Raw genomic sequence first — 22,055 nt, forward strand, 5'->3', positions numbered from 1 at the left:
AGTATACTCTGGTGATTTACATGTATCAGAACGAATAAGTCAGCGTCAGACGTGCTGTCCTGTCAGGTTTCACACTGATAAACTGAGGGGTTGAGGTGTAATAATAGAGCGTGCGATTAAATATATTATTCACGCCCAGCGTCACCGTATATTTAGGCTGATGATAGAAAACGGAGGCATCCGTTTGGGCCCAACCGCCCTCTTTAAAATAGTTGTTTCTGTAACCGTTCCAGGTACTGCTGGCTGCCTGTACCCCGACACCCGCACCCAGTCCCTGTAATTTCCCTTGCTGTATTTCATAGGTGGTCCAGAGGCTCGCGGTATGTTTTGGCTGACCCACAACTTTGCTTTGGTAACCGATAAGTGCCGCGTTGTCGGGATCTTTTGACTGAGAGAAAGTATAACTGGTGGTGATATTCCAGCCCGGCAATATCTGACCATTTAAATCGAAATCGAAACCTTTGGTTTCCCTTCCCTGTGTCCCGACTGGTTGACCGGCAAAATTCGTAATGATGAGATTTTTTTGAATAATGTCAAAGGCTGACGTCGTAATCGTCAGGTTATCGTCGAGCAGACTGAATTTAAAGCCGGCCTCCTTCGATTTTCCTGTGGAAGGTGCAAATGCACTTCCGGTCCGGGGGTCCAGCAATCCACTTGTCTGAAAACTGTTGAGTAAATTAGCATAGACGGTGACCTCAGGCGTAATGTCATAACTCACACCGTAGCTGGGCACCCATTTCGTTTCATCTGAAAAGGTAATTAAAGTGCGCGTCGGTGAAACATAGGCTGTCGATTTTGACGTCCATTGCGCTCGCTTGGCGGACAATTGCAGATGCAGCTTTTTCCAGAAATCAATCTGGTCCTGAAGAATAATTCCCTTTTGTTGTTCGAGCGTATTATAGTTTTTAGCGGTTGGATCGGGTATTGGCGGAAAAGAAAGGCTGTCAGGATTGTTATAATTTCCCGTCGTGAAGATTCGCCCTTGAGCCAGTTCCCAGTCGGTGGTCTCTGTATGTTGGTAATCATAACCCACCAGAACATTATGGGTTAACGGCCCGGTATCGAATTTGCCCCGGATATCGTTCTGCAGGCTTAAGGACGTGGTGTCCTGTCTGATACCCAGCTCGTGGCTCAGTAAATTGCCATTGCGCGCGGCATTGTAAACTTCATGAACGCGGAAATTATTCACGCTGTCCACATAAGTGGCTTTACTGTTAAACGACCAGTTATCTGACAGATCCTGCTTCAGTTCATAATAGGTAGTTTTAGAATCAAGAGCGAAGTGGTCATCTTTATCACCCAGTCGGTATTCAGGCAGTTTTAAAATATGGCCGTTACTATAAAGAGTTGCTGCAGGGCCTGATTTTCGGGTATTGGTAAATTCGGCGCCCACTTTTATATGTGTTTTTTCCCCTTCCCATGCGAGAACCGGTGCAAGGTAGTCGGCACGATTACCATTAAAATCCGGGAAGCTGTTATCGGAGTGCATGGTGGATGCATTAAGGCGGTAGCGGAACGTTTTATCGTCGTTTAATGGTCCGCCGAGATCGATTGCGGTTTTGACTTCACCGTATTTGGCCACCTCGACTTTTATTGTATGCAGTGGGTAAGCCGTCGGCGCTTTACGGACAACGTTAACCGAACCCGCAGGTGAGCTGTTTCCTGCTAATACCGCCTGTGGTCCTTTTAATACCTCAATACGCTCAACACCATCAATACTGGAGTAACCTAAAGGGCTGCCGTTTACCGCGTTGCTGGGATTGGATACGCCGTCTGTGGAACCTGAGGTGATGGCAAAACCACGGATGCTAACGCCATTTTGTCCGCGATTACCGGTACTAAGATTGACCCCTCCTACGTTACGCAGCGCATCTTCCACAGAGGTGGCCTGCTGATCGTCCAGCACTTTGCGGCTGATGACCTGAACGGACTGTGCCGTATCCTGCAGGGATAAATTGGTGCGCGTCGCAGAACTCGACATTGATGGATTATATACCGTTTCATCTTCGCTGCGTTCTGCCTCACCGTTAACGGTAATCGTTGGCAGAGTCTGACCGCTGTCCTGCGCAGCTTGCAAATCTGAGGCGGGTTTAACCGGCGAGGTGGGATTCATCGCATAGATAGTCAGCGTACCATTAGGCGTGGTAGTGACGGAAAGTGGCGTTCCCTGCAACTGTTGCAAAATAGCCTGCTTCAGCGTGAAGTGACCTTTAATCTGTTTAGCCTGGTAAGGCGCCACCAGTTTAGGATCGAACGAGATGGTTTGATGACTTTGACGGGCTATCGCTAATAAACCTTGCTCCAGAGACCCCGAAGGCACGGAATAATTGATTGCCGCAGGCGCTGCAGCATAACCTTCCTGCAACGCAAGTAGCGGAAAGGCAGTAATGGCCAGGGCAATATTTACCGCCAACGCCAGACGGCCTTGGGTAAAATACGTTTTCTTTGCATGATGCGGTGCTTCGTTCATTGCTACAGCTCCAGCAGAAAAGGTAAAGGGACTACGTCATATTGTTATGAGTCGATTATTCTTCTCAGTAGGTATGTGCAATGAGATTTAAAAAGTGACACCTCATTAGGGTGTTTGTGTGAAAAAAATCACTTAACTTGAAAACATTAATAATATTAACTATTTAAATTCAAAATTAATTTATAAGTTATTCATCACTGTGTAACCCAACGCCGAGTGAACGGCGACGCATTAGCGCACCATTCTGGTGCTTAATTGGATGTGAGCTTTTACTGGGCGCTCTCTGGTGAATCAACACTCGCATCAATGACGCTTCACGTCAGGAAGATGAAACGCGTTAATAAAAAAAATCATACTCTTATCTTTCGTTCTGTCTTGTCTCCGCCGTCAGCGACAGATGAACGCAGCACCTTTGCGGTGCAGCCTACTGAGGCTGGCCTTCAAGCGTCAAAAAGATGGCACAAGAGAAGTGAGTGGCAGAGCGTAACGATGCATTTATAACAAGCTGAATAGTAATAAATAAAAAAAATAAACTTAAAAAAGAAAAGTCCGGAAACACATTGGCCTTTCTTTTGCTTGGTAGGCAAAGGTTTTTCCCACAATAAGCTGCACCTTAGCGCAAGGTAGAAAGTGGGTTCCATTTCTCGGTCTTTATTGAGGCGCTGAGAAAGGTGTTAGTTTTCAGATGGGGGACATTATGCCTGCCGACATGACCGATCGTTCAGATATATTAACGCTTATTTTTCGCAGCGATTATCGCTGGCTGACGGATAAATTACGGCGTCGAATTAGCTACGGCACCATGGCAGAAGATATCGCTTCTGAAGCGTTTTTACGTCTGGCCGCGATTCCGGAACTGCCCCACATTCGCGAGCCGAGGGCCATGCTGACGACACTGGCCCAGCGCGTGTTATATGAAAACTGGCGACGCCGCGACCTTGAACAGGCTTATCTCAAAGCTCTGGCAGATAGCCCGCAGCATTGTCACCCCTCGCCCGAAGAACTGGAGATGGTGATGGAGTCTTTACTGGCTATCGATCGCGCTCTGGATGGCCTGTCCGTAAATGCGAGAAAGGCCTTTTTGCTCAACCAACTGGATGGCATGACCTATGCTGAAATCGCTAAAGAGCTTGGCGTATCAGCCAGTATGGTGCGTAAATATGTGGCTAAAGCACTGACGAATTGTTATCTGGTGGCTCAGGGTCAATCTGACCCGATGGCGGGACATCACAAATGAAACTTACCCAGCGTTCCGACGACGTCGCGCAGGAAGCAATTGAGTGGATGGTGCTGTTACGCTCGGGCGATGCCACAGAAGATGACTTCCGGCAGTATGAGCGCTGGCGTTATTCCGACGATCGTCACGACGCCGCCTGTGCAAAAATTGAAGCAACGTTGGGTAAGATTCAGACGCTAAACCACAGTATACCCACAGAAAATCTGCGCCAGACGTTGCTTGCGCCGTCAAGCCGCCGTCAGTTCCTGCAAAAAGCCTGTGGCGTTGCCGCGTTAGGTGTGTTCAGTGGGTTGATATTAAACCAGCGATATCCTTTGCCCTACCTGTTATCCGATGCTTATACCGATACCGGACAGCGGCGCAGGATCCAACTTAACGACGGCAGCACGCTGGATATGAATGCCCGCACGGCGTTGAATATTTCGCTGGATGAAACCTTGCGCAAAGTGGAACTGCGCACCGGTGGCATCATTGCCGAAGTGGTCGACGATCAACGCCCGTTCACCATTGCCACCCACGCAGGGCGAATTCTTGCGCAGGAAGCCCGTTTCCATGTTCGGCAGGAATCGAGCGGTATTCATTTGGCCGTCCTGAACGCGGTGGTAAAAGTGACCAATCGAAACGGTGACAGTCGGCAGGTTCAGGCAGGCCACGGCCTGTGGTTCGATCATCAGTCGTTTATTCCGCTGGGCGTCTCGCCCTATGAGGAAACCGCATGGACTCAGGGTCGCCTGGAAGTGAAAGATGCTACGCTGGGTTCCGTGATTAACTCACTGAAAAATTACAGTCCTGCCGTCATTCGCGTCGCCCCGGCCGTCGCTGACCTGCGAGTCAGCGGCAACTTCCCGCTTGATAATATTCCCTACACGCTCGACGCGCTTGCCCAAACAATGCCGATTGCGATCACTCGCACTACGAATTACTGGATCAGGATCGAGCCGGCCGCGTCATAAAAATTTGCGTTTTTTCTTCCCCGGCCGGTGTCATTTTTTCATTCTCGTTGCACATACAGGATAAGTCTTCCAGAAACTGCTGCTGAGAATCATTAAGCAGTAGCGATTTATCGTGAGGTAGTAGTGAAAGCAGAGCGCCTTATTTTCAAAGATCATCTTTCAGTGCCTGGAATACCAACGGCTCCCCTGATTGCTCCGCAAGGCGCGCAGAGTTCCTGTAAAAAAAATCTGCCAAAGCTGGCGGTGAGCGCGGTGGTTATCTTGCACCTGGCACTGATTGCCATGGCTATTACCCACACCACTCAATACCATCCGCTGAATATTATTAATCCCGCGACCCAAACCAGTATTGAAGCAACCATGGTCGAGGCGCCCGCTGAACCCGTACCGGTTCCGGAGGTCGTCAAAGCGCCACCTGTCCTGACCGCCGATAACAGCACGCGCGAAATCGATCAGGATGACGTCAAGCCGGTTGTACCGCCACCTGAGCCAAAAGTCGTGCCGCCTAAGCCCAAACCAAAGCCGGTTGTTCGACACAAAACGTTAACGGAAAAAACGCACCCGGTCGAACCGGTTAAACCTTCACCCGTGCAAAATGCAAAAGTGGCGGAACGAACGGCGATTCCCGCCACGTCTCAAGGGCAAATGCTGAAAAGCGTACCGAATGCTGCCCCCAGGAATGTCGCCACAGTGGGTTGCCAGGTACCGGCTCCGGACTATCCACGTAGGGCGAAACGGCTTCAGGAACAGGGCGAGGTGCTAATCCGCCTGATCATTAACTCCGATGGCACGGTGAAACACCGCGAAATTGCACGGAGCAGCGGCTTTGACGATCTGGATCAGGCGGCAATGGAAGCCGTTTCCCGAATACGCTGTAATCCTTACATGGAAAACGGCCAGGCGATTTCCGTTATGACGATTCAACCCATCACGTTCAAATTATCCAGCTAGGGCAGGATGATGATGAGCGGGCGCTTTTCTTACTAATTGAGGATGCATTATGAATGAGTTTGGCATTGAACATGTATGGGAACAGGGTGACATCATTACCCGGTCAGTGGCCATTATCCTGCTAATTATGTCGGTCATGTCCTGGTCGGTCATTGTTATAAAATGCATACAAGGCGCGGGCATGAAAAAGATAGCCCACCGCACCAAGCATTTATTTTGGAGTCAAAAGACGCTACCGGCAGCCATTGATACCTTGGGTGCCAACGGTAACAACCCGTTTCGCGACCTTGCCATCGCCGGACACGCGGCCATGTCCCACCAATATACGATTGAAGCAGGCATCAGCAACAATCTGGATATTAGCGACTGGCTGGCCCGCGCTCTGAAAAACAGTATCGACGACAGCGCTGCCAATCTGCAATCAGGCCTGGGGATCCTTGCCTCCATTGGCAGTACGGCGCCATTTGTAGGTTTGCTTGGCACCGTTTGGGGGATCTATCATGCGCTGCAGTCCATCAGCATGGCCGACCAGCCCGATCTGGCTCACGTTGCCGGGCCGGTGGGCGAAGCGCTTATCATGACGGCATTTGGCCTTTTCGTGGCTATCCCGGCAGTTCTGGGGTTTAACACCATAAGTCGTCGCAACCGCGCCCTTCAGCACGCCATCGCGCGTTTTGCCAACGACCTGCACGCTTATTATCTTACCGGCTCACGTATTACGTCTAACGTAGAGGAACTGCACGCTGGCGATAAAGCTCAGTCGAGCCCTGTTCAGCCATTTCGCGCCAGTCAGCCAGTTTAGCGCGGCCTTCTCAGGAGACGTGAAAAATGAGTATGTCAGGTAAATCACAGTTTGAGTCAGATGACGATCCGCTGGTCAATGATATTAATATGACCCCTTTTATTGATGTCATGCTGGTATTGCTGATTGTCTTTATGATTACCTTGCCGGTGATCAACCCGGCGGTAAAAGTCAATTTGCCCAAAGCTAACGCCAGCATGGTCGATAAGAACATTAAATCAGTGAATATCTCGCTGACGGCCAACGGGAATATTGCCTGGGATAAAGAAACACTCGATGACGCCGCCTTTGTAACCCGGCTGCAGGATGCGGCAAAACTGCCTGAACCGCCGCATATCCGTATCTATGCGGATCAGGGAACCCCGTATGGGCGAGTGGCCTTCGTGATGACAAGTGCCCAGAGTGTTGGTTTAACAAAGTTTGATTTTGTGGTGGATAAAAAAGTGCCGGCTGCCTGAGCGTCATTTAACTGCATTTGTAAATAACAGATAAAAAACACAGGCTGTTCGATAGTCAGGAATGCCTGTGCCGAGCGGGTTAATCAATGATCAACAGCGAATAAAGGCCAATATGCGCTGTTAAAAAAGCATCATGCCTGGATTTCGTTTAAGGGAAACATTTATTCTGATTCGTAGAACGTTGGCCCGATAAACAGGGTTCATGGTTCCGGAAAGGCGCGATAAACAATGATAAAAAACCCACGCGCTGTCAGATTGTCGATTGTCGCTGCGGCCGTATGGGGCGAAGGTTTTTTTATTGGAACCTATTAGCAAATATCCGTCATGAACGGGAATTTGATAAAAGGTCAATTGCCTTTATCTCCTCACGTTATATCGTAAATCTGGCCGAAATCATGGAGTAAGGCGATTGATAAACCCGGCCCAGTTCGGTCAAAACCCACGCGATAGTGGGTTTTGAGTGGCTCCGCCGCTTCATCACCTTCGCCAGAAACATCCGACACTGGCGGGTTTATCCCTGTTCAGCATTGCAGATCGATCAGCACCATGTTCCAGCTGAGAGGCGGGAGCGACACCTGTTTCTGGCGACGCTGCTCATTTGTCAGCGTGCGGGGTTGCGGCACCACATTATCCGGCTGAGAGAAGGTATTTCTGGCATCCAGCGCATGGCCGGCTAACACGATATGTTGTGAGAGTACTCCCTCACCAAACGCATCCAGCATAAACCTGATGTCTGTTGCGTCATGGTCGTGTGTATTGAGCGCAAAGAAGGCAATTTGCTGCCTCTCTTCATTATACACCGCCGCGCTTTGTACCTGCCGGGTTTCGCCATGCACCGTGTTAACGGTGGGAACGTTGGCAAAATAGCGCAGCGCGTGCCCGCGTCCATACTGGCTCACCATCTGGAAAGGCCAGTAGATCGTCTGGCGAATCACCTCGCCGCCGGGGCGGGTAAAGATGGGAGCAATCACATTGACCAACTGGGCCAGCGACGCCATTTTCACCCGGTCACAATGATTGAGTAATGAACACATCAGCCCGCCAAACGTCAGCGCGTCCAGGAAGGTATAAGACTGCTCCAGCAGGGGCGGCGCTTCCTGATAAAGGTTGTTGGGATCGATAAAGTGATCCTGCCAGGGTTTGCCTTCGATTGACCAGATGTTCCATTCATCAAACGACAGCATCATCTTTTTATCGCTGCGCAGTTTGGCTTTTACATAGTCCGCCGTGGCCGTGATGGTATGAATAAAATCATCCATTCTCTGGAACGACGCTAAGAAATCCTGCGGGTTACCGGTGCTGTTTTCAAAATAATGGTGGCATGAGAGGTAATCGATCTGATGATAGAGCCCTTCCAGAACGATACGATCCCATTCCGGGTAGCTGGCCTGTAACGAGTTAGAGCTGCCGCAGGCGACCAGCCTGATATCCCGGTCGACCCAGCGCATGATTTTTGCCGTTTCCCGCGCTTTTTTGACGTAATCCTCCGCGCTCAGCTGCCCGGTTTGCCACTCGCCGTCCATCTCATTACCCAGGCACCAGAGTTTAAAATTATACGGCGTTTCCCGACCATGCTGGATGCGCAGATCGCTGAGCGCAGTGCCGGACGCCAGATTACAGTATTCAATAAAGTAACCGGCCTCCTGCGGCGTACCTGTGCCAAGGTTGACGGCGATCATTGGCGTCACCACATATTTCTCACACCAGGTGGCGAACTCATCGATGCCAAACTGGTTGCTTTCTTTCGTCAGCCACGCATAATCCAGCCTGACCGGGCGCTCGGCTTGCGGGCCAATGCCGTCACGCCAGTTATAGCCCGAGACAAAGTTACCACCGGGATAACGTACGGTGCTGATCCCCAGATCCTGCACCAGTTCCCCCACGTCCTTCCGAAAGCCGTGTTGATCTGCCGTGGCATGCCCAGGTTCATAGATGCCGCTATAGACAGCGCGGCCAAGATGCTCAACAAAGGAGCCGTACAGGGCATCGTCCACCTGGTCGATGTAGTTTTGTTTTTGGAAAAAGTACGTAATCATTTTCTTCCCTTCTGTCTTCATAACGAATTACGGATAAAGGCTTACTCGGGATGCGTTGAGAACAGATCGTCTTCAATGGTTTTCATTTTGGCTGTGGTCAATATGTAGCGCGAACGGACCAGCCACACAGACAGCAGATAACCCACGACGGGAATCCAGACCATCAGCGCATAAATCCCGGCGATGGCGCGGCTGCTTTGCACAGCAATGTTGGCCTGATAACCGGTGACCGACAGGACAGCCCCCACAATCGCGCCGCTGACGGCCAGCGCAATTTTGAGTGAAAACAGGTTGCCAGAGGCACAGATCCCAGACAGGCGCTTGCCTGTTTTCCAGTCGCCATAGTCATCAACGTCACCGATAAACGACCACAGGATAGGCGCACCAATCTGATGAATGACTGACAGGATAAAAAACCAGCCAAACACCAGTACCACGTTCTGGGCGGGCAAAAAGAAGAACACCACTGACATCGCCAGCGCGACCGCTTTGCATGCCTGATAAACCTGAACCTTACACCACCGGTTCGTGAAAAACGGGGTAATGTAAGAGCCAAGAATACCGGCAACAATGCCGGTGCTCAGGAACAGCGTGGCGTAGTAATCGTTTAATCCCATCACGTACTTCGCAAAGTAGATACAGGCGGCGCCGCGCACAAAAGAAGGGATACAGTCCAGAAACATGGCAAAGACACAGACGACCCACTGATCGTTTTTTGTGATTTGCCGGATAATAGTGAAAATGGATTCTCCGGCATTGCTCTTGGGTGTAATGCGCTCCCGGGTGGTTGCCACACAAAAAACAAACAAAAACAGGGAAATGATGGCAAAAATGGTGATGACCCAGAAGAAACCGATTTGCCGGTTTCCGTTACCGAAAAAGGCCACCATTGGCAGTAATGTCAGCGTGCAGAACAGGCTGGCGAGCCCGGCGCCCATAAAACGGAATTGCTGACAGGACACCCGTTCTTGCGCGTTGGTAGTGATTACGCCGCCCAGCGAGCAATAAGGAATGTTAACCCCGGAATAAAGCAGCGACAAAATCAGATAGGTAATAAAGGCATACATGACCTTTGCATGGCCCTGTAAATCCGGTGTGTAAAACATCACCATACAGCTAATGGCAAAGGGTACGGCAAAGCCAATAATCCAGGGACGAAAACGGCCCCATCGCGTCGCGGTTTTATCAATATAAGCGCCGTAAAAGGGGTCGAAAACCGCATCGGCAAATCGTACAACAAGAAAGATGGTCGCCACCACGCCCGGCGCAAGGCCAAATATATCCGTATAGAAAAACGACAAGAACATGGTTATCGGATTAAACAACATATTGCAGGCCGCATCGCCGGCGCCAAAACCGGCTTTTTCAATAAAGCCCACTCTGCCCGAGCGCGCCGACTGAACACGACCACCGGGGTGACTGTTAGAGATAGTGTGAGTTTTCATTTTCCACCTTCCTGAAAAGAGGTGGAGATAAGCATATGTTTTTGAGGTGTTTTTAACCTACAGCATGCCTCTCATAAGTCAAATCACGGCGATATCCTCCATATATTTAGCGTAAATAGCTATAAATACAGAGTGTAAAACCCGCATTTTGCAGCGCCTGTTTATCAGGCCAACAACATGTCACTAAGAGAAAAAAAACACGCCTGAGCGACAGCAGGAACAGGTTCAACAAAATCATGAGCATCGGGAAAATATAACCTTAATTCAATGACGCTCATTTATATGCAGGGAGTTAACGCGCGCATAGCATCCCCGGTTCAATATGACGATACTGATCTCTGCCTGTCCTGAATAACCGAAAGGCTAAAGACCTGTTGCCGAAACTGACCGTTATGAGGCGGCGAAAAATACCTCTGTGGCACAGTACAAAGCCGGTTACCCATGCACTGCCCTGGTGAACGCGCCAGCGCTCGCAGGACGCGTACGTGAACCTCAGCACAGGCAGTACAGTCATGGCCTGAACGAGCCAGACTTTCGTTGACTGCCCCGCTCTGCCGCCCCTGTTCACGCGTCAGACAGGCCGGCGATGCCACAGGCGTAAAGTGGCACTATGGCATGATAAATGAATTCAATTAACTTACCCCTCGCACGACGTTCAAACGCACGCTACGCTTATCGCCATTATCAGGTTTGTGATTGAATACAGACAAATTTCCAGGCATACGATCAACATGAATTATTTGAACGACATACAACACTTTATCGAGAACAAACCTGCTCTTTCCATTGCTATTAACATCGTTGTGTTGATTGTCGCGGGCCTGGTTGCGCATCTGATTTGTAAGTTTTTGGTTGTCAAAGTCGTACGTAAGGTGTTCTTCAGCAGCCATAAAAATCAGGTGCCGCTGGACAAAGACGTCAGGCTGTCTGAAAAGCTGTCTAATTTTATTCCGGTGATCACCGTCTACTTCCTGCTGCAGTTTATGCCGGACTTACCCGAGCATCTGCTGATTGCCATTAAGACCATCTGCGGCATTTTGTTTATGGTCTACCTGTCGCTGTTCTTTAATGAAGTACTGGAGATTATTAATATCTCCTACGTAAAAAAGTCGAAACGTAAAAACCATTCCATTAAAGGCTATATTCAGGTCGGCAAAATTCTGGTGCATATCATTTCGGCGATTATGATCCTGGCTATCATGTCGAATAAGTCGCCAGTCATTATTATCTCCAGTCTGGGTGCGGTGGCAGCGGTACTGATGTTGATATTTCAGCACACCTTACTGTCGCTGGTGGCGAATATACAGCTCTCTTCGAATGATGTGTTGCAGCTAGGCGACTGGATAGAGCTTCCGGTCAATAATATCAGTGGAGAGGTAGTGGATATCGCCCTTCACACCATTACTATTCGCAACTGGGACAATACTCTGTCCCGCGTTCCCACCAAAACCTTTCTGACCGAAACCTATACCAACTGGCAGGCCATGTTCTCATCCGGTGCACGCCGGATCATGCGCAGTTTCTACATTGATCAAACGTCCATAAGCTTTGTAAATCACGCCATGCTCGAGCCCATGACGCAGATTCGCGGCATTAATGAACAACTGTCCAAACTTATGGATGGTCGCGAACTGAGTGCCGTCGGCGATCGCTGGTTCGTTGAAAATGGCATGACGAATTTGATGATCTTTCGTCACTATCTCACCGCCTGGCTGGCTCAGCGAGATGATATCCATAAAGAGATGTATATCGTGGTGAGGTCAATGAAGCCGTCTTCTGAGGGGCTGCCCATTGAGATCTACTGCTTTACGTCGTCTGTGCTTTGGGTCGATTATGAACATACCCAATCGGCCATCTTCGAATACGTATATGCCATCGCTAACGTCTTTTCGCTGCGCATTTACCAGCGTCCTGCAGGCAGCGACCTGAGTTTTCTGGCTCAGGAACGTCTTCGCCCTGAGAGTGAGCATGAAGCCCAGACCTGAAAACCTCTGATTGGCCTGCTGCCTGACAGACATCAACAGGACTAAACGATTTCTGTTTGCCGGGCTGTGCTGAACAGCCCGCTGCTGATGGTTGCAATATCAGACTTTCCCGATAAACTGCTAAAAAATCACCATTATTGATATTAATTAATGAGTTAGTGATAAACCCTTAATGTCTAATGCTTCACAAAAATAACAAATAAGACAGCGGTTCATCAAACTGAAACATTTTTGTCATAAAAAAAGCTTATTCTGTTTCCTCCTGAAATCGAGGGTACAGATATGATCATCCAAGCTAAAAACCTGAAGGATGCAGAAAATTTACTGCACTCAGGTATCAATAAGGTGGAGCTGGCATACGACATCGGTTGTGACGATTTCTTTCGTCTGGCAAGTCAGTGGTGCGATCGCGGTGCGCGCATCAGCAAAGGCCAACAACATTTTGTCGTTTCACTGAAAAACTTCTCCATCCCGCCAAACGATTGATTATAACAAGCTACCAACCTCACACCGCGTTACAGCAAAGCAACGTGTGATTTCAAGCGCCAACCAGACCTTTTCTAAGCCGCTCACCCTGAGCGGCTTTATCCTTTATGCATCAACCCTCTGCCCCTCTTCTGAGTGTGGTAGTCAGGCATCGGGCAGCCTCGTCAATCGCGTTCATCAGACATCATAATCCGGTATCAGTCAGCCTGACGGCATCCAGGCTGGCGTGGTCGCGAGCATGGCCGGTTAATTCGTACAGATTACCCTCACGCATTTCCAGCAGACGATCGGCATGAATAAAGTAGTGGTCGTCGTGGCTGATGGCGAATACCGTTTTACCGGCGGCCTGTAACGCCGGCAGTAGTTCACGATAGAAAACCCGGCGGAAATGGGGATCCTGATCGGCTGCCCACTCATCCAGCAGCAGGACGTCGCGCTGTTCAGCCACGGCCAGCAGCAACGCCAGCCTTTTACTTTGCCCTTTTGACAACTGCAGATTCAGGATCTTATTCCCTTCAATCTTTAGCTTGTCCTGCATTTTAAGCTTTTCCAGCCACTGCTGAATCCGGGCGGGTGAAGCCGGATCGCCTTTGCTGTCAATCAGGCGGTCAAACAGATGGACATCGGTAAAGACGGCGGAAAAGTGTTTGCGCCAGCGATCGAGGTCGCCCATATCAACCGGTTTGCCATCGATTAACAGGCTGCCGGACTGAGGGCGATACAGTCCGGTGAGCAGCATGGCCAGCGTCGATTTGCCGCTCCCGTTACCGCCGATTAAAAACACCAGCTCGCCGCGCTGGAGCCGCAAGTTAACCGGTCCGACCTGGAAACCGTTATCGCCGTAGTGAAAGGTCACATCTCGCAATTCAAGCGTCTGCCAGTCGGTTTCGCCGTTAAAGGCGGGAAAGTCAGGTTCATAGGGCGCGAGATCAAAGGTATTGAGCTTACGAAAGGCGACCTGAGCGCTCAGTAGAGTAGGCAGAGCGCCGACCGCGGACAGCAGCGGCGTGCGCAAAAAAAGCAACGTCAGGGAAAAGGTGGCCGCGACGGCCGTATTGGCCCATCCCAGACTGTTAGCCATGTAAAACACCATCCCAATAGCGCCCAGCATCATGATGTTTGACCAGTTAACGGCACTGAGATGAAAGGTATCGGCACGCACAATATGGTGCCGGTAGGTGTTGGCGTCCTGCTGATAAACCGTTTCATAGATGAGTCTGGCGCGCTCACGGTTAAGCTGTAGCTCTTTACGCCCCTCGATCACCGTCTGGTAATCGCGGTAGAGATTGTCTTCGACATCGCGTAGCTTCGCCATATGCTGATAAACCCGCGACACCAGCATCCAGCCGCCGACGATGGTCACGACCAGCCAGCCGCTGGTGACCAGCAGCATTCTGGGTGACAGCCAGGCAAGATACAGCGCTGAACCGAGCGTGATAATGATGCCCTGAATTAACTCAGGCAATCGGACAAAAGCGAGGGTGATTGCCCGGACATCGCTGGTTAATCCCGCCAGCAGTTGTGCGCTACCAATCTGTTCGATGCGCTCCACGCGCGTGTCCAGGATACGCTTGATAAATTCGCCACGCATGCGCCAGACAAACTGATGGCCCAGCCAGGTCAGCGCCAGCTGTGAGGCCAGCGTTACGCCCATCAGCATCACGACCTGGAACAGAAACGCGGGCAGAACAGTCAGGGAAGTATTCACGGCGACGATCATTTCGCTATTGATAAAAGCAATCATGCCAATACCCAATGCGGCACTCAGCAGGGTGAGCAAAATTACGCCAATAAACGGCCAGCGATACTGGCAGAAAACCACATTCAACAACGCCATAAAACCTTACCAGACATGAAAATCAGCCTGCAGTGTAATGTGATGGCAAATGATAGCAATAGTTATTCGCACTTTGCGCGGGGGTTAAAAAGCCCGCCTGAATGTCAGGTTATAGCGAAAGGCGCCGGTGAGCGGATGGATGCCCGCCTTGAGCGGCAGGATGCCGTGATAGCGCAGTCGCGAAGGCCCGCCCCACACCACCACATCGCCATGTTCCAGCAAAACCCGCTGTGCATGGTCGCCCCGCTCAAAGCCACCAAACTGAAAAACCGCCGCCAGGCCCAGGGACACTGAAACGATGGGCTGGCGTAAGTCTTTTTCATCCTTGTCCTGATGCAGCGTCAGCTTAGCGCCGGGTTCGTAGCGGTTAACCAGGCAGGCATCCGGATTGAAGCCCGGGAAGCCGGCCTCTTCAGCCGACTGCTGCGCTAGCCGGCGAAACGCATCCGGCATTGCCGGCCACGGACGTTGACTGCTGCTGTCCTGTTCACTGTATCGGTAGCCGCGCGCATCTGTCGACCAGCCGAAGTCCCCACAGTTGGTCATCGCAACGGACATGCGATGTCCGCCCGGCGTGATGCGGTGCTCAAACGGATTACATTCTGCTATTGCCATCATGGCCTGATACAGATCTTCCGCTTCATCGCGTGCGCGACGGCGTAAAATCACCGCGCCATCAGCCAGGGGTTCTTGCCAGGGTGAGGCATCACTAAACAGATCCAGCATAGCGGTTCTCTCAGTCAGTCAGATGGAATAATAAAAGCAGAGAACTGGGGCGACATCCAGCTGACGAAGCGATCGCCTTCCCGGGTGATTAAATACACCGCCAGTTTCTCTTTAATCGCCAGCGCTTTGGCTTTTTCAGTACCTAACACCATGAGGCCGGTGTCCCAGCCATCCGCTTCCAGCGCCGTAGTGGCAATCACGGTCGCTGACACCAGCTTATGGTCAATTGGGCGGCCAGTCGCGGGATCGATAATGTGTGAAAGACGTTTGCCGTCTAGCTCATAATAGTTTCGATAGCTGCCAGATGTGCTGATGCCGTGTCCCTGTAGGTCTACCCGCGCCTGCACGGCATTTTCGCGATCGGTCGGTTTCTGAATCGCCACCCGCCATGGCTGGTTCTGCGCATTCATCCCGCGGGATAACACAGCGCCCCCCACCGAGACCAGATAATTGTTAATCCCCTCCTGTTCCATCAGTCGCGCAAGGTGATCGGTCGCAAAACCTTCTCCCACCGTGGAGAGATCAACATACAAGCCTGGCAGATCCTTCTGTAACCACTGGCCTTCGCCTCCCTGTATGACACGTAAATGTTGTAAGCCGGTCAGGGCTTTGGCCGCGGCAATCTGGCTGTCATCCGGAATATGGTTGGGCTGCTTATCGGGGCCAAATCCCCATAAATTCACCAGCGGCCCGACCGTGATATCCATGGCGCCCGAGGTTTTTTTGCCGATACGCAGCGCAATCGTCACGATATCAGCCATGTTTTCACTCACCGGCTGAGGCGTTGTTGCACGGCTCTGATTAAAACGTGACAGCACTGACGTCGGTTTCCACGTCGAGAGTTCCGCATCATCGGCATCCAGTCGTTGCTGGATGCGCTGTTGTAGTGCCGCTTTGCGTCCAGCCTCCACGCCTGCCAGGCTGACTCGCCACACCGTTCCCATCGTTTTGCCTTCCAGCACCATGGCGTCATGGGCTTTGGATGACGTGTCGTCACATCCCATTAACAATGACATTAAAACTACAAACAGGAGATTTATCTTAAAACGCATCATTATTTATCCGTAACAGGTCATCTGTGCATATTTCAAAGCACAAACACTAAGTAAAGTAACTTAAACATGGTTGATAAAACTTATTAGGTCGATCACACTGCTACGTTCCGCTCGCTCCTGAGAGCGTCAGAATAAGGAGTCACAGATGATTTATGTAATCCTTGCCGCTGTGCTGGGCCTGTTCGTATTAGGAAGCTATAAAACATGGCAGCAACGCCGTAATCGCAACATGCCAACCACTTACCTGCGCCGTCGTTGATCGCCCCTGCACCATTTAAGGTCATCAGCCCCCTAATTCGCGCGCCATTGTAGCAAAATCGCCTGTTTTTCCGTGGCTATGAGAGCGGTTGGGCTGGCACGATTCCTGCACCAGAAACCTTAACTGCGTTGCTGAGAGGTGTGGGATGGATAAGTCGGAAACCGTGATGACTGCGATGCAAAACTGGCTGAGTTTTGCTGCGTTTACACTTTCAGGTGTGGCATTCGAGGGGGCCAGATATGGCAACGTGATCGTGCCACAGGATGATAACGAGCCGGAACACCCGGCAGATTAATAAATCAGGGAGCGCACGGGCGCTCCCTGTGACATTTAGAACTGGTACACCAGTCCTACGCCCACCACGTCATCGGTATTAATGCCGGCGGCCTTGGTAAAGTCGTTGTCATCGAGTAAGTTGATTTTATAATCAACATAGGTCGACATGTTTTTGTTGAAGTAGTAAGTCGCACCCACGTCGACATATTTCTTCAGATTCTGTTTGCCCCAGTTCTGCACATCGGTGCCGCGCGAGTTAACGTATGCCAGAGAAGGACGCAGACCAAAGTCAAACTGGTACTGTGCCACTAATTCCCAGTTATCAGCCTTGTCAGCATAGCCGTAGGCCGTGTTTGGCTGATTAGCGCTTGTGCTGTCGCCAAAGCTGATCGCGTTATAGGCGCGCGTGTACATCGCAGCCAGATAAATGTTGTTAGCATCGTATTTCAGACCACCGGTATAAGCTTCCGCTTTATCTCCGCGACCCAGAATGCCCGGCGCATTGCCATTTTGGTTGTTGGTACGATCCGACTGGAAGGTTGCCGCACCGATACCGAAACCGGAGCCCAGATCGTAGGTCGTGCTCAGACCCCAGCCGTCGCCGTTTTCACCCAGCACATCACGCCCGCCGCTTGCTTCCGTTGGGTTATCGTTTTTACCCTGATACTGAACTGCAAAGTTCCAGCCGTCTACCAGACCGAAGAAGCCGTTGTTGCGGTAGGTCGCCATACCGTTACCACGCTGGAACATAAAGTTGTCTGCGCCATAGGTATCGCCACCAAACTCAGGAAGAACGTCAGTCCATGCGCCAATGTCGTAAGCCACACCGTAGTTACGACCGTAGTCGAATGAACCCGCATTGCCGAATTTCAGTCCTGCAAAACCAACACGGGTGTAGCTGTTTGCCGTACCCTGTGCTTCTGAATTGTTGAGCGCCGCCTGGTATTCCCACTGGCCGTAGCCGCTCAGTTGATCTGTTACCTGGGTTTCACCCTTAAAGCCAAAACGAACATAAGACTGGTCGCCGTTGGCACCGTCGTTGTCCGAGAAATAGTGCAATCCGTCAACCTTGCCGAACAAGTCTAATTTATTGCCGTCTTTATTGTAGATTTCAGCCGCATTTGCCGAGCCCGCTGCTGCCAGTAATGCCGGGATCGCCAGGGAGAGAATGTGACGCTTCATTTTTATTACCCTCTGTTATGTGCCTTTTATATTTGCCACTGCAAACCGATGGTAATATCGGTCGGCAAACCATTGTTGTTTCATAATGGGTAATAATCCATCGTAAAAATGCTACTAAATTTCCGAAAGTGTTTCATGATCTGTAAAATTTATTGCTATATGTAAATAAAGGGGAACTTATTAGCCGCACGGAGTGATAAAAAATAAAGCACAAAATGACAACCGCGTTGAAAATAATAGCTATCACAATGATTTTAGTGGGAATAATCCTAAGCACTCAATGGTAAAACTTATTATTCGCCAGCCAATATACTTACTCCCGCTATCATCATTTATTTCTTATCTTCATTCACCCCGAATGATTTTTTTTTACCCTTATATATCGCCGGGCTTATTGCCCGGCTTTTTTTTGCCTGAACGTTGTCTGTATTGTCTTAGAGAGTTGAATAGCCTGGATAGCTGCGGGATTCTTCACCGTATTTATGGGTTTATTTCGCGCAATATACCGCCTCAGCAGGTAAACTTCAGCGGCTAATTTATCACGCAGCGTAACTAAAATACGTGACGTCAGAAAACGTGGGCTATATTAGCGTTCACGCATCGATTCTTTGACTTTATTCAACGGCTTAAGCAAATAGTCCATGACAGATTTCTGCCCCGTTTTGATCTCCACATTCGCCACCATGCCCGGTACGATAGGAAAGCGTCGTCCAGCCCTGTTGGTGAGTTCTGCTTTTTGCGTACGCACATAAACCCGGTAGTAATACTGGTCGCGCTTAACTTCATCCTGCAAGGTATCAGGCGAAACGGTTTCCACCACGCCGGTTAAATCCCCGTAAATGGATGAGTCATAGGCTGTGACTTTCACCACGGCTGCCAGCCCGGGCCGAATATAGGCGATATCACGGGGATTGATACGGGTTTCAATCAGTAACTGATCTTCCAGAGGGACGATTTCCATCATTTTTCCGCCGGGTTCGAGCACACCACCTACCGTGGTGACCTGAATATCTTTAACGATGCCGCGCACGGGTGAATAGAGCGTGGCGCGCGTCAGCTGATCCTCTTTGCCTGCGGCTACCTGTAGCTGGGCATCGAGTTCAGCATTGTTTTTCACCTGCTCCTCATGAGCGCGGACCAGATAGTCGTTACGCGCCTCGTCGATTTTTCCACGCAGATCGCTGACCTGCCGGCGCAGGCGAATCACTTCAACCTGCCCCGCCGCGCCTTTTGCCACCAGCGGTTCAGTTAACCGCAGCTCATCCTGTACCAGCCGCAAAGACTGTTGCAGGTTGTTGATGGTCTCGGTGAGGTTACGCCGACGCGATTCATACAGCTGTCTCTCACGCGCCACCAGCTGCGGCTCTTTTTGCGTCTCAGCACTGAATTTAAGTGGAACCCCCGACAGTTCAGCATTGAGCCGTTCCGATGAAGCACGCAGCGTACGAACTCTGGCCTGTACTTCACCAAAGTTGGACTGAAACCGGGTTGGATCCAGCGTGGCCAGTATCTGGCCCTTTTCTACAATATCGCCCTCGTGCACGTTGAGCTGCTTAACGATGCCACCGTCCAGGCTGTCAATGACCTGGGCGCGCGTAGATGGCGTAACCTTACCGGTCCCGACGGTTACCTCATCAAGAATGGCAAAGTGCGCCCAGATCAGGAAAAAGGCCAGCGCCGCCGTACACAACCAGATGATCGCGGAGGTGTGCCGCTCATGTCTGGCAAGGTCTTTATCGATGATCACACTCATACCGCACCTCCCTGTGTCGCTTGCGGAACGTTCTGAGTGGCGCGCCGCAATATCTGCTCTTTCGCACCGTCGGCAATAATGCGCCCGTTATCCATCACGACAATGCGATCGACCATCTTCAGCAGCGCGGGGCGATGCGTCACCAGAATCAACGTGCGTCCACTGATCCAGCCCTGCATTTGACGGATGACATGCTCTTCAAGCTGCTCATCCATGGCGGCCGTTGGCTCATCCAGCAGCACCACCTGCGGCTGGCGCAGGATCATTCGACTGAGCATGATCATCTGCCGCTGTCCACCTGACAGCCCTCTCCCCCCTTCATTGATCACGCGATCCAGACTGGCCGCATCCTGCTGAACCAGCGACAGCGCGCCACTAATCCGTAACGCCTGCAGCATTTCCTGTTCGCTGGCGTGGGGATTGCCGAGCAGCAGATTCTGCCTGAGCGTGCCAAAAAACAGCCGCGAATCATGGGACAGCCAGCCAAGCTGGCGGCGCAAATCGGTCGGATCGATATGTGCCATATCCACGCCGTCCACCAGCACTTTTCCCTGGCTGGCCTGCGCCTGGCCCGCCAGTATTTTTAACAGGGTCGATTTGCCCGCGCCCACCTTCCCCAGAATGGCTATTTTCTCTCCAGGCTTAATGTTCAACTGCTGCACGTTGAGCACGTTTTTTTCGTTCTCTTCGTCGTAGGTATAGTGCACGTTGCGCAGTTCAAAGTGGCCGGTCAGGGTCGGACAGTGCGCCATGGTGGCCGACTCGGGTTTATCGAGCGGTTTTTTTAGCAGCTCATCCAGCCCTTTCATCGCGGTTTTGGCGTGCTGCCAACGAGAAAACACCATGGTCAGCTGCATGAGTGGCGCGATGGTGCGCGAAGAGAGCAGGCTACAGGCCACCAGCGTACCGGTGGTGATTTGTGAATCCAGTACCAGATAAACCCCGAACACCAGCATGCCCGCGTAGGTCAGTTGCTGCACGGTGGAGGCCCAGCCGGTCAGCCTGGCGCCCCACAGACGTTGCTGATTGCCAATCGAGGCGCTGACCTCGTGGGTTTGCTCCCACTGGCGTTGAAAGTAAGGCTCGGCCTGCAGCGCTTTGATATCCTCAATGCCTTCTATCGTCTCGACCAGCACGGCATTCCGCAGCGCGCCTTCGCGCAGCCCGGCTTTTGCCAGACGCGCCATAGGGAACTGCACTAACATCCCCGGAATAATAATGAGCGGAATAGCAGCCAGCGGAATCAGCACCAGCCAGCCGCCGATAAACGACATGATAAACAGGAACAGAATGACAAAGGGTAAGTCTGCGGCAGCGCCGACGGTGGTTGAGGTCAGTAACTCACGAACCTGATCGATTTCACGCAGCTGGGAGATGAAAGAGCCAGTGGATTTAGGCCGTGACTCATTGCGAATATTCATCGCCCGGGCAAACAGCATGGCGGACACTTTCAGATCGATGCGTTTCCCCATCAGGTCAGAAACCTGCGTTCGCATCAGGCGAATCAGATATTCAATGGCGGCGGCAATGAGCACGCCGACAAACAGCACCCACAACGTCGCCTCGGACTGCGCCGGGATAACCCTGTCGTACACCTGCATTGAGAAAAGAATACCGGCGAGTGCCAGGACGTTACTGATTACCGATGCCAGAGATATTTCGCCGATTCGCCGGCCCATGCCGCGAAAGTTTTTCCAGAACCAGTGTGGTTCATAGGGCTGCACGAATTCATCAATGCGGGCATCTCTTCCGCGCGCGGCCACGCCAATCACGCCAATGTCCCCCTGCGCTCTGGAGAGCAGGCTTGCCAGCTCACCTTCCCGAATGACATCGCCGCCTTCACTAAGCCAGTAGCGCGCCCCGCCCTTGCCATCGATTTCTTCCAGCACGGCGACGCTGTTATTTTCCATCACCAGCACCACGGGCGTGATGTCCTGCCGCCAACGCAATTGGTTCTGCGGCACCATGGTTAAATGGAGACCCAGCAGCCCGCACAGGCGATCCCGCTGCTGCGCCACCGGCAGGTGTTCAAACCAGCGCATTTGCTGGCGAAGCGTTTTGCCCTCTGCAGGCTTACCGAAGCGTGCCGCCACGCGCAACATCGCAGCAATCCAGTTATCGGTTGTCGGGTTTTGTGCACTCAT

Annotated in this window: 18 protein-coding genes; 9 read left to right on the top strand and 9 right to left on the bottom strand. The window is 51.4% G+C overall.

Annotation, left to right across the window (positions count from 1 at the left end; translation table 11 throughout):
• Positions 1 to 25: 25 nt before the first annotated feature.
• Entirely contained in the window at positions 26 to 2,470 is a 2,445-nt protein-coding gene (locus tag DFO57_RS13930; protein WP_110015436.1) for a TonB-dependent receptor, read from the bottom strand.
• Positions 2,471 to 3,155: 685 nt separating this feature from the next.
• On the opposite strand from DFO57_RS13930, the gene DFO57_RS13935 reads away from it, so the two are divergent.
• The 5 genes from DFO57_RS13935 to DFO57_RS13955 all read left to right on the top strand — a co-directional run bounded on the left by DFO57_RS13935 (position 3,156) and on the right by DFO57_RS13955 (position 6,871).
• Positions 3,156 to 3,707: a sigma-70 family RNA polymerase sigma factor gene (locus tag DFO57_RS13935; RefSeq protein ID WP_014594144.1), complete on the top strand. Its 552-nt coding sequence runs from the start codon at positions 3,156 to 3,158 to the stop codon at positions 3,705 to 3,707.
• A complete protein-coding gene (locus tag DFO57_RS13940) occupies positions 3,704 to 4,660 on the top strand; it encodes a FecR family protein (protein WP_110015437.1) in 957 nt (318 codons plus the stop codon). The genes DFO57_RS13935 and DFO57_RS13940 overlap by 4 nt, the downstream gene beginning before the upstream one ends.
• Positions 4,661 to 4,822: 162 nt before the next feature.
• A complete protein-coding gene (locus tag DFO57_RS13945; protein WP_232285112.1) occupies positions 4,823 to 5,611 on the top strand; it encodes an energy transducer TonB in 789 nt (262 codons plus the stop codon).
• Between the two features lie 49 nt (positions 5,612 to 5,660).
• Entirely contained in the window at positions 5,661 to 6,413 is a 753-nt protein-coding gene (locus DFO57_RS13950) for a MotA/TolQ/ExbB proton channel family protein (protein WP_013026471.1), read from the top strand.
• A 26-nt stretch (positions 6,414 to 6,439) separates the two neighbouring features.
• Positions 6,440 to 6,871, top strand: coding sequence for a biopolymer transporter ExbD (locus tag DFO57_RS13955; RefSeq protein WP_110015438.1), 432 nt, complete (start codon positions 6,440 to 6,442; stop codon positions 6,869 to 6,871).
• A 521-nt stretch (positions 6,872 to 7,392) separates the two neighbouring features.
• On the opposite strand, the gene DFO57_RS13960 is transcribed toward DFO57_RS13955, so the two are convergent.
• A complete protein-coding gene (locus DFO57_RS13960; protein WP_110015439.1) occupies positions 7,393 to 8,907 on the bottom strand; it encodes an alpha-N-arabinofuranosidase in 1,515 nt (504 codons plus the stop codon).
• A gap of 41 nt (positions 8,908 to 8,948) precedes the next feature.
• Positions 8,949 to 10,352, bottom strand: a complete 1,404-nt coding sequence (locus DFO57_RS13965) for a glycoside-pentoside-hexuronide (GPH):cation symporter (RefSeq protein WP_014605394.1) — start codon at positions 10,350 to 10,352, stop codon at positions 8,949 to 8,951.
• A gap of 731 nt (positions 10,353 to 11,083) precedes the next feature.
• Here DFO57_RS13965 and DFO57_RS13970 point away from each other — a divergent pair.
• Positions 11,084 to 12,337, top strand: coding sequence for a mechanosensitive ion channel family protein (locus DFO57_RS13970; protein WP_014594147.1), 1,254 nt, complete (start codon positions 11,084 to 11,086; stop codon positions 12,335 to 12,337).
• A 282-nt stretch (positions 12,338 to 12,619) separates the two neighbouring features.
• Positions 12,620 to 12,823, top strand: coding sequence for a hypothetical protein (locus DFO57_RS13975; protein WP_013026476.1), 204 nt, complete (start codon positions 12,620 to 12,622; stop codon positions 12,821 to 12,823).
• 184 nt (positions 12,824 to 13,007) lie between these two features.
• Here the strand turns inward: DFO57_RS13975 and DFO57_RS13980 are convergent, their stop codons facing one another.
• From DFO57_RS13980 to apbE, 3 genes are all read right to left on the bottom strand, one after another.
• Positions 13,008 to 14,660, bottom strand: a complete 1,653-nt coding sequence (locus DFO57_RS13980; protein ID WP_019106568.1) for a multidrug ABC transporter permease/ATP-binding protein — start codon at positions 14,658 to 14,660, stop codon at positions 13,008 to 13,010.
• An 84-nt stretch (positions 14,661 to 14,744) separates the two neighbouring features.
• Positions 14,745 to 15,386 carry a DNA oxidative demethylase AlkB gene (alkB, locus tag DFO57_RS13985; protein WP_013026478.1) on the bottom strand — a complete coding sequence of 214 codons (642 nt, stop codon included), beginning with the start codon at positions 15,384 to 15,386 and terminating at the stop codon, positions 14,745 to 14,747.
• Positions 15,387 to 15,400: 14 nt separating this feature from the next.
• Complete coding sequence (apbE, locus tag DFO57_RS13990) at positions 15,401 to 16,441, bottom strand: FAD:protein FMN transferase ApbE (protein WP_110015440.1); 1,041 nt, start codon at positions 16,439 to 16,441, stop codon at positions 15,401 to 15,403.
• A gap of 145 nt (positions 16,442 to 16,586) precedes the next feature.
• Here apbE and DFO57_RS13995 point away from each other — a divergent pair, with 145 nt between their 5' ends.
• Both DFO57_RS13995 and DFO57_RS22765 read left to right on the top strand, forming a co-directional pair.
• Positions 16,587 to 16,700 (top strand): hypothetical protein, encoded by a 114-nt coding sequence (locus DFO57_RS13995; protein ID WP_013026480.1) that lies wholly within the window; start codon positions 16,587 to 16,589, stop codon positions 16,698 to 16,700.
• A gap of 145 nt (positions 16,701 to 16,845) precedes the next feature.
• Positions 16,846 to 16,995 (top strand): hypothetical protein, encoded by a 150-nt coding sequence (locus DFO57_RS22765; protein WP_014605391.1) that lies wholly within the window; start codon positions 16,846 to 16,848, stop codon positions 16,993 to 16,995.
• A 35-nt stretch (positions 16,996 to 17,030) separates the two neighbouring features.
• Here the strand turns inward: DFO57_RS22765 and ompC are convergent, their stop codons facing one another.
• The 3 genes from ompC to DFO57_RS14010 all read right to left on the bottom strand — a co-directional run bounded on the left by ompC (position 17,031) and on the right by DFO57_RS14010 (position 22,055).
• Positions 17,031 to 18,158: a porin OmpC gene (gene ompC / locus DFO57_RS14000; RefSeq protein WP_014594150.1), complete on the bottom strand. Its 1,128-nt coding sequence runs from the start codon at positions 18,156 to 18,158 to the stop codon at positions 17,031 to 17,033.
• A 586-nt stretch (positions 18,159 to 18,744) separates the two neighbouring features.
• Positions 18,745 to 19,911, bottom strand: coding sequence for an HlyD family efflux transporter periplasmic adaptor subunit (locus DFO57_RS14005; protein ID WP_064374115.1), 1,167 nt, complete (start codon positions 19,909 to 19,911; stop codon positions 18,745 to 18,747).
• Positions 19,908 to 22,055 (bottom strand): type I secretion system permease/ATPase, encoded by a 2,148-nt coding sequence (locus DFO57_RS14010; RefSeq protein ID WP_064352322.1) that lies wholly within the window; start codon positions 22,053 to 22,055, stop codon positions 19,908 to 19,910. The genes DFO57_RS14005 and DFO57_RS14010 overlap by 4 nt, the downstream gene beginning before the upstream one ends.

It is taken from the genome of Pantoea sp. AG702 (assembly GCF_003182295.1).
Taxonomy (GTDB): Bacteria; Pseudomonadota; Gammaproteobacteria; order Enterobacterales; family Enterobacteriaceae; genus Pantoea; species Pantoea ananatis.